Raw genomic sequence first — 4,719 nt, 5'->3', positions numbered from 1 at the left:
TGGGCAATCTTCGGCGGGCTGCTCATGCTGATGTCGATCTATTTCGTAGGCGCTGAAGAGGGTGCGACATCCCTTATTTCCAGCAACTACGTGCACGAATTCGTGCATGACGGCAGACACATGCTTGGTTTCCCTTGCCACTGAGGAGGTAGTGAGATGGTCGGCAGTATTTTGTTGCGCGGCATGATTGTCGGGCTGATAGCAGGGGTCTTGGCATTTACATTTGCCAGGATTTACGGAGAGCCTCAAATCGACAAGGCTATCGCCTTCGAGGAGTTAATGGATCAGGCGAAGGGAGAGGCCCCCGGTCCTGAAATCGTCAGCAGATCCACGCAGGCTGGGATTGGTCTTGCAACAGGCATGCTGGTTTACGCTACTGCGCTTGGGGGCCTCTTTTCCCTGGTTTTCGCATTCTCCAACGGCAGGCTCGGCACCCTCGGCCCGCGCGGCGCTGCAGCCGTCATTGCGGTGCTTGGCTTTGTCGCCGTGATCCTTGTCCCCAGCGTCAAATATCCGGCCAATCCTCCGTCTGTCGGCAATCCGGAAACGATCGCTTATCGAACTGAATTGTTTTTCGTCATGCTCGTCGCCTCGATTGCGACGATGGTGTTTTCAGTGCGGTTGGCGCAACGCTTGTGGACGCGATATGGAGCCTGGGACGCCTCCATGATTGCTGGCGCGGCTTTTCTCGCGATCTTCGCTCTCGTGAATTTCGCGCTGCCGGATATCAACGAAGTTCCTGAACAGTTTTCCGCTGTCGTTCTGTGGCATTTCCGGGCTGCCTCGATGGGAATCCAGCTGATCATCTGGACGGTGATCGGTCTTGGCATGGGAATCCTCATGGAGCGCGATCTGGCAGGCAAAGCTACGAGCGGCAGGAAACATCGATACGCGGCTCATTGACTATGTCCTCCCGGACTGAAGCGCGAGCAAGCACGGCCCGTTCTTTCAGGGCCGTGCTTGTTTTCGCCATCACGGTATTGAACTGGACGGCGGCGTTCGGGCATGGCACCAGCTCTGGCCTGCGGGCTCCGGGAGTTCAAATACCCAGTCTGACCCACGGTCAAATGGCGGTAATTGCCCGCTATAGATCAGATATTCTCGCACTCGCCTCAGAGCAAACCGAAACCGATCTCACTTTTCGCCGACTGGTGAACTACGGCAACATTCAGTATACCTACTGTCTCTGGGGTGTCGTCCCCGGCAGCACCTCCGATGAGCAGAGCCCATTCAATGAGTGCAGCCATGCCTACCTTTCGGCGACCAAGGCGATACTCGAGCATATGAAGACGATGCCGGGATCCAAGCAGGCAGCCCAGCAACTCATTTCAGAAATCGATGCCGACATGGTTCTGAGTGGGGCATCGTGGGTCCTTTGCCAATTCAGCGGCGAGCAGTTCAGCACTGGCAAGGTCATCGAACCTCAATGGCGTGGCGTATTGTTTCACTGGCCGAGCTTTCTGACATTTTCGGGGGCTACAGTGGTTGCCTTTGGCGGCGTGTTTGTTTTGTTCAAACCTCGTCGTGGCTGGTAGCATTCGTCGTGCTTGATGTCGTACGTAGTTGTAGTGTTACGTCGGCAGCGTTATCATTCGCGGCCCCCCAGCGGTGAAAGATACTTGCTGCCGGAGTCATGCCTTTCACGTCGCACGGGAACAGATGGGATCGTCACCACTGGCGCCCCTTGGGTCCAAACCAATTCGCGGACACTGCGAAAAGGAAGAGCGGCGCCTGTGGTCGTTGCCGGGCCATGAGCGCGTTGGAGATGCCAAGCCACCAGGCCTCCTGGGGAAAGAATATGAAGCAGGTGCCCCAACCAGAGCTGTTCAAGTCGACGCCGCCTAGAGATGACGCAAATATTGATGCGACCACAAAAGCGGTCCGCGCCATAGTCGACCAAGAGGCGGCGGCGAGGATCGCAAAGACTGAACGACTTCGCGCGGCGAGGCTTGCACGCGAGGCCGTCGAACATCCGGTCACCTCCCCGATCAAGGGACGTCGAGGTGACTAGTGTATTTCTAAGGCTCCCGCTAGCGACCCGGTTGGTGGCGAGCGCAAACGAGCTCAGCCCCCCCTCAATCCGCCAAGCCTGACAAACCCGTTGAGGCCCCAAAATCGGGCCAAGGGCAAGCCGGCAAAAAGGCATGGACTGGACCGACGAATACATTGAATGGAATGCGGACGGCAAACGGGTTGCTATCGGCCTGACACGCTTCGGAAAAGGCGAGAGCCTGCTTCTGTTGCCTGCTCTCAGTTCCATCTCAACCAGAGCGGAGATGCGGCCGTTGCAGGAACGGCTCGGTACGTTATCTGAGACAATGGGCATTGATTAGCCAGGTTTGGCGTCTTGCCGCGGCCCGAAGCAGACTGGCGGCCGAAACTCTATCGCGAATTCCTGCGCTTCCTGACCGAGGAGGTCATCCGGCCCTCTGTGACGGGCGCTGCCGGCCATGCCGCAGGCTATGCGATGGCCGAAGCTGCCGACGACCCAAACGGCATCGGCGCTTGTGCCTGCTATCGCCGACATGGCGCGGCTTCCGACCATGGCAAGCAATCACATGGCGCTGTTTCGCGGCCTAGCGAAGGCTGTCGACCTATCGATTCACAAGATTCGGAGCCGCATGGCCAACATTTCGCCGTGGCTCACCCCGGACGTATTGGCCAGTGTATGTCCCCTGGCGGATCCAGCTGGAGCCGGTGACCAAGGGATCAGCCGTTATTCAGTCGGAGAAGCCAAAGGGAGCTTCGGTGCGCCGAAATTCATCCGCCAGTATGCTGCGGCCAATCGGCGGTTCCGATCTCGATGTGCAAGTGGATCTGTGGCATAGGCGACAGGATATGCCGATTGGAGTGAATACTGGCGAGCTTTTTTGATCACAGTAGACCATCCGCTCAGCATGATGGGCCTCACAGACCAAGGCGACAGCGCGTGTCACGCGCTCAGATGGATACGTGCCTCCTCCGGAGCTGACGGTCCGGGCAATCGAAAAAAATCGCTGGCCATCCGGCAACTCCAACCATTGTGTTACCACGGCCCTAGGCAAAGCGAATACTTGGTGCAGACTCCACAACGGACAGCCGCCTCCATGGCGCGCGAAAGGAAAGTTGCCGCTGTCGAGCCTCTTCGAGACATTGCCGGCACTGTCCACTCGAATGAAGAAGAAGGGCACGCATTCCTGGCCCGGCTTCTGCATTGTCGTAAGGCGGTGTGCGGTTTGCTCGAAACTCGTGTTGAACCGCCGCGAAATGGCCTCAACATCATATCGCTTGCTCTCGGCAGCCTTTGCGAACTGCGCGTAAGGCATCAAAATCGCGGCTCCGAAATACCCAGCCAAGGCGCGGTGCGCGAGCTTGCACGCGTTATCCGAAGATAGGCCGCCAGAGTCTACAATCTTGCGAATTTCGTCATCGACTTGAAGGTAAGCAAGTTGCTGAGCCAGCTGAAAATGCTGACTGGCGACATCGAGACCGTCGTCTAGCAAGATCTCTCGCCGGTGTCGATCAAGCCGCCGAACCGATCCCATCATGATGTCCTGCGGCAAACGTCTAACGTTCAGTCCATGTCGCTGCTTAAGGAAGGCCTGAAGCCCGCCGGCGTGACCAATCTGGGCAGCCAGGCTTTCCGCCGCAGCATCCAGATGGGGAAAGCAGTTTCGATGCGCCGCAAGAAATACGCGAACGGCGGCGACGGGATCACTAGCGGCGTCTCGGCCTGCCGAACCCACCTGTTGCTGGTCTGCCAAAGCAAATTGATCGCTCTTGTAGGCTGTATAGAGACGAAGCATCGCTTCTGTAAAACCTGGGAAATTGGCACCGGTACATTATTGGGACACAGATATACGGTAGGCATGGCGTCATGCCGGACTGTTGTGCAGGGGTAGATATCCGTCTGTGTCGAGCGGCAAGGTTTCGGACCAGATGTAGTCGCCGGTGATGTTGATGTGGTCCCAGCCCAGCGGTGAGAGGCGGGCCGTGATCGTGTCTTCAATCTTCGCTCCCCGTGCCCTCGTTTCCGACAGTATTCTCCCGAGGTAGCGGCAGTTGAAGAGGATAATGGCGGCCGTGACGAGGTTGAGGGCAGCGGCTCTGCTTGACTGGTTTTCGTGACCGCGGTCACGGAAACGCCCCAGACGATGGAAGGCGACCGCTCTGGAGAGGGAGTTCCGCGCCTCCCCCTTGTTGAGTTCCGTCGTGACGAGCCTGCGCAGATCAGGATCTTCGAACCAGCGCAGGGTGAACAGCGTACGCTCGATCCGGCCGATCTCGCGCAATGCAGCGGCAAGACTGTTCTGTTGCCGATACGCCGAGAGCTTCCTCAGGATCAATGATGGCGTGACGACCTTGTGCCGCAGCGCATGGATCACTCTCTGGATTTCGTCCCAGTGCGCGCGGATCAGCTGCGGGTTCAGCCGATTGCCGAACAAGGGCGCGAGAGGACCGTATTTTGCCTTGGGTTCGAATGCATAGAGCTTGCGGTCCGAGAGGCGCGGGATGCGGGGCTCGAACGACAGGCCGAGCAGATGCATGACGGCGAAGACGATATCCGAGACGCCGCCGCCATCGACATGGAAGGCGGCAATATCGACGCCGCTCTCATGACCCAGGATTCCGTCCAGGGAATGCACAGCCTCGCTTGCGGTGCCGGCGATAACCTTCTGATGGAGCGGGGCATATCTGTCGGTGATCGTGGTGTAGATCTTGACGATCGGGTCCCGCCCG

The 4,719-nt window shown here is 58.2% G+C and carries 6 protein-coding genes; 4 read left to right on the top strand and 2 right to left on the bottom strand.

Going from position 1 to position 4,719, the window contains the following annotated elements; all coding sequences use genetic code 11:
* From J0I79_RS03450 to J0I79_RS03435, 4 genes are all read left to right on the top strand, one after another.
* A partial coding sequence (locus J0I79_RS03450; RefSeq protein ID WP_292855326.1) for a CbtB-domain containing protein occupies positions 1 to 144 on the top strand: 144 nt, incomplete at its 5' end.
* Between the two features lie 12 nt (positions 145 to 156).
* Entirely contained in the window at positions 157 to 903 is a 747-nt protein-coding gene (locus J0I79_RS03445; protein WP_292855325.1) for a CbtA family protein, read from the top strand.
* 53 nt (positions 904 to 956) lie between these two features.
* Positions 957 to 1,535 carry a hypothetical protein gene (locus J0I79_RS03440; RefSeq protein WP_292855324.1) on the top strand — a complete coding sequence of 193 codons (579 nt, stop codon included), beginning with the start codon at positions 957 to 959 and terminating at the stop codon, positions 1,533 to 1,535.
* A 609-nt stretch (positions 1,536 to 2,144) separates the two neighbouring features.
* A complete protein-coding gene (locus tag J0I79_RS03435) occupies positions 2,145 to 2,333 on the top strand; it encodes a hypothetical protein (RefSeq protein ID WP_292855323.1) in 189 nt (62 codons plus the stop codon).
* Between the two features lie 387 nt (positions 2,334 to 2,720).
* Here J0I79_RS03435 and J0I79_RS03430 read toward each other — a convergent pair whose 3' ends face one another.
* Together J0I79_RS03430 and J0I79_RS03425 are read right to left on the bottom strand one after the other, a co-directional pair.
* Complete coding sequence (locus J0I79_RS03430) at positions 2,721 to 3,785, bottom strand: short-chain fatty acyl-CoA regulator family protein (protein ID WP_366013685.1); 1,065 nt, start codon at positions 3,783 to 3,785, stop codon at positions 2,721 to 2,723.
* 69 nt (positions 3,786 to 3,854) lie between these two features.
* On the bottom strand, positions 3,855 to 4,719 hold an 865-nt coding region (locus tag J0I79_RS03425; protein WP_292855322.1), incomplete at its 5' end, for a Tn3 family transposase.

The sequence above is a fragment of the Mesorhizobium sp. genome, assembly GCF_017306585.1.
Classification (GTDB): Bacteria; Pseudomonadota; Alphaproteobacteria; order Rhizobiales; family Rhizobiaceae; genus Mesorhizobium.
Note: the sequence above shows the minus strand (reverse complement) of the source record. Positions and strands in the feature narration are given on the sequence as shown.

Excerpts from the sequence above, each read along its gene's own strand:
- J0I79_RS03445 (WP_292855325.1), top strand. The coding sequence starts at position 157 with ATGGTCGGCAGTATTTTGTTGCGCGGCATGATTGTCGGGCTGATAGCA.
- J0I79_RS03435 (WP_292855323.1), top strand. The coding sequence starts at position 2,145 with ATGGACTGGACCGACGAATACATTGAATGGAATGCGGACGGCAAACGG.
- J0I79_RS03430 (WP_366013685.1), bottom strand. The coding sequence starts at position 3,785 with ATGCTTCGTCTCTATACAGCCTACAAGAGCGATCAATTTGCTTTGGCA.